Raw genomic sequence first — 3,369 nt, 5'->3', positions numbered from 1 at the left:
GGCGGGGTGACGCCGTCGGCGAGGCGGCGGGCGGTGACGAGGAAGCCGGTGTGGCCGATCATGCGGTGGTCGGGGCGGACGGCGAGGCCGTCGACGTGCCAGGTGCGGAGCATGGTCTCGGAGGCGTGGGGTTCGGCGAAGGCGCCGTGGGCGCGGAGGTCTTCGACGACGCGGGACATCTGGGTGGTGGTGGCGATGTAGGCGCAGACGATGCCGCCGGGGACGAGGGCTTTTGCGACGGCGTCGAGGCATTCCCAGGGGGCGAGCATGTCGAGGACGACGCGGTCGACGTCGGTTTCGGCGAGGTGGTGTTCGAGGGCGGCGACGGTGAGGCGCCAGGCGGGGTGGGGGCCGCCGAAGAACTTCTCGACGTTGGCGCGGGCGATGTCGGCGAAGTCGGGGCGGCGCTCGTAGGACGAGAGGAGGCCGTGTTCGCCGACGGCGCGGAGGAGGAAGCAGGTGAGGGCGCCGGATCCGGCGCCGGCCTCGACGACGCGGGCGCCGGGGAAGATGTCGGCCATGGCGACGATCTGGGCGGCGTCCTTGGGGTAGACGACGGCGGCGCCGCGGGGCATGCGGAGGGCGAAGTCGGCGAGGAGGGGGCGGAAGGCGAGGTATTCGGTGCCGCCGGTGGAGCGGTAGACGGTGCCTTCGGGGCTGCCGATGATGTCGTCGTGGGGGACGGAGCCCTTGTGGGAGTGGTAGAGCTTGCCGGGCTGGAGGGTGATGGTGTTGATGCGCCCTTTGGGGTCGGTGAGCTGAACCTGGTCTCCGGGCCGGAACGGGCCGTGGGGTGCGCGGCCGGGTGCGGGTGCGGGGTCGTTCGGCTGGGGTTCGCTCATGAACGTCAAGGCTAGCGGCGGGTGCGGCCCGCTCAGGACGCCGTCCGGGGGCCTCTGGGAAGCGGCTCGGACGCCGCGCTGCAGCCGGGCGGGAGGGGTCAGATGCCGGCGAAGGCGCGGTCGAGGTCGGTGGCGACGAGGACTCCGTAGACGCGCCCGTCGGGTTCGACGAGGAGGTATTCGGACGCGGGCGCGCGGCGGAGGGCCTCCATGAGTTCTTCGCCGGTGATGTCGGCGGGGAGGGTGAGGCGTTCGTCGACGCCGCGGGACAGGTCGCCGGCGGTGACCCAGGGGCGGCGGTGCTCGGGCGTGGCGGTGACGGCCTTCTCGTTGACGAGGCCGAGGGGCCTGCCGTCGTGGTCGGCGATGACGATGGCGCCGGCGCGGTCCTCGTGGGCGCGGCTGATGGCCACGGCGAGGGGGACGTCGGCGGTGACGAGGGTGGCGCGGCGGGCGAGGCGGCGGGCCGACAGCAGGGGGATGCGGTCGCGGACGTGTTCGGCGCGGATGGCGTGGGTGGCGCCGACCCAGATGAACGAGGCGACGAGGGCGGACCAGAGGAGGGCGAGCCAGCCGATGCCCTCTCCGGCGCCGGTGCCGTAGGTGGCGAGGAGGGCGCCGGCGATGAGGGTGGCGACGGCGACGCCGCGGCCGACCCAGCCGGCGATGATGGCGCCGCTGCGGCTGCGTCCGGTGGCCTTCCAGACGGCGGCGCGGACGAGGCGCCCGCCGTCGAGGGGCAGGCCGGGCAGGAGGTTGAAGACGCCGACGAGGAGGTTGGCGAAGGTGAGGGCGTCGACGAGGAGGAGCGCGACGTCCGGCATGGGCACGAAGGCGTGGGCGAGGAGGCCGAGGCCGGCGAGGACGAGGTTGACGAGGGGGCCGGCGAAGGCGATGAGGAATTCGCGGCCGGGGGTGGGGGCCTCGCGTTCGATGGACGTCTCGCCGCCGAGGACGTGGAGGGTGACGGAGCGGACGGGGAGCCCGAAGGCCCGGGCGGTGACGGCGTGGCTGAGCTCGTGGACGAACACCGAGCCGTAGAGGAGGACGGCGTAGGTGAACGCGACGAGGTAGCTGGCGGGGCGCTGGACGACGTCGTGGACCTGTCCCTCGAACATGATCGTGACGAGGACGGCGACCAGGAACCAGCTGGGCGAGACGTAGATGGGGACGCCGAAGAGGCGGCCCATGAGGAGGCCGGGACGCGGGGTGGGGCCGCCGTCGCCGGGGCCGGAGTCGCCGGCGGGCGTCTTGCCCTCGGTCGGGGGCGCGCTGTGTGTCACGTCACCGATGCTACGGCCCTGGTGCCGCGGGCCGATCGGGTGGTCGGGGCGGGGGCGCGGCGGATGCGGGATTTCGTCGGGGGTGTCGCCTAGTGTGCTGTGCCATGACGACGACCGAGGCGGGTAGTGAGACGTCCGTTCCGTCCGCGGGCGCGGAGGCCGGGTCGGGGGGCGGGGCCGGATCGGCGGCGGGCGTGGAGGTGGTCGGGTCGTTGTCGCCGTCGCGGGCGAGCGATTTCATGACGTGCCCGCTGCGGTACCGGTTCCGGGTGATCGACCGGCTGCCGGAGCGGCCGAGCGCGGCGGCGGCGCGGGGGACGCTGGTGCACGCGGTGCTGGAGCGGCTGTTCGATCTTCCGCGGGACGGGCGGACGGCGGCGGCGGCGCTGGAGATGCTGGGGCCGGAGTGGGAGCGGCTGCTGGCGGAGGAGCCGGAGCTGGCGGGGCTGTTCGCGGACGGGGACGGCGGCGACGCGGAGCGGGCGGAGTGGCTGGGGCAGGCGCGGCGGATGGTGGAGCGGTACTTCACGCTGGAGGATCCGCAGCGGCTGGAGCCGGCGGAGCGGGAGCTGTTCGTGGAGACGGTCCTGGATTCGGGGTTGAAGCTGCGGGGCTACATCGACCGGGTGGACGTGGCGCCGAGCGGCGACGTGCGGATCGTGGACTACAAGACGGGGACGGCGCCGCGTGCCGATTTCGAGGCGCGCGCCCTGTTCCAGATGAAGTTCTACGCGCTGGTGCTGTGGCGGTTGCAGGGGCGGGTTCCGCGTCTTCTGCAGCTGATGTATCTGGGGAACGGGGAGGTTCTGCGTTACGAGCCGGACGAGTCGGATCTGCGGGCGACGCAGCGGAAGGTGGAGGCGCTGTGGCAGGCGATCCGGCGGGCGATGGACACGGGCGAGTGGCGGGCGCGGACGGGCCGGCTGTGCGACTGGTGTGACCACAAGGAGCGGTGCCCGGAGTTCGGCGGCACTCCCCCGCCGCTGCCGGCGGCGCCGGTGAACCGCCCGTCCCCCGCGGACTTGGAGGTCACGGCCGGGCCGCAGGCGGCGGCCCGCGAACGCGACGACCTGTAGCCGCACGCCGCACCGCCCGCCGACCCGCACCGTCCGCCGTACCGCACCGCTCGCCGTACCGCACCGCGCACCATCCCGCACCGCCCGCCGACCCGCTCGCGCCGCCCACCGCATTTCGCGGGACCGTCCGGCGCCCGCCGCAGAGGGCGGGGTGTGTGGGGTGTGGCG

General features: G+C 74.2%; 3 protein-coding genes. 1 reads left to right on the top strand and 2 read right to left on the bottom strand.

All coding sequences use genetic code 11. From position 1 onward, the window contains the following. Positions 1 to 842: tRNA (adenine-N1)-methyltransferase (locus E1287_RS42620; protein ID WP_131971742.1), on the bottom strand; the 842-nt coding region annotated here is incomplete at its 3' end. A 98-nt stretch (positions 843 to 940) separates the two neighbouring features. Beyond that, on the bottom strand, positions 941 to 2,125 hold the full coding sequence (locus tag E1287_RS42615) for a site-2 protease family protein (protein ID WP_243719830.1): 1,185 nt from the start codon (positions 2,123 to 2,125) through the stop codon (positions 941 to 943). Between the two features lie 104 nt (positions 2,126 to 2,229). Here E1287_RS42615 and E1287_RS42610 point away from each other — a divergent pair, with 104 nt between their 5' ends. Continuing rightward, positions 2,230 to 3,201 (top strand): PD-(D/E)XK nuclease family protein, encoded by a 972-nt coding sequence (locus tag E1287_RS42610; RefSeq protein ID WP_131971740.1) that lies wholly within the window; start codon positions 2,230 to 2,232, stop codon positions 3,199 to 3,201. The last annotated feature ends 168 nt before the right edge of the window (positions 3,202 to 3,369 follow it).

Origin of the sequence: Actinomadura sp. KC06, assembly GCF_004348735.1 — a bacterium.
GTDB lineage: Bacteria > Actinomycetota > Actinomycetes > Streptosporangiales > Streptosporangiaceae > Spirillospora.
The sequence above is the reverse complement of the archived record's forward strand: the minus strand, read 5'-3'. Positions and strand labels throughout refer to the sequence as shown.

Bases quoted from the DNA above. Each gene is read 5' to 3' on its own strand.
- E1287_RS42610 (WP_131971740.1), top strand. From the start codon at position 2,230: ATGACGACGACCGAGGCGGGTAGTGAGACGTCCGTTCCGTCCGCGGGC.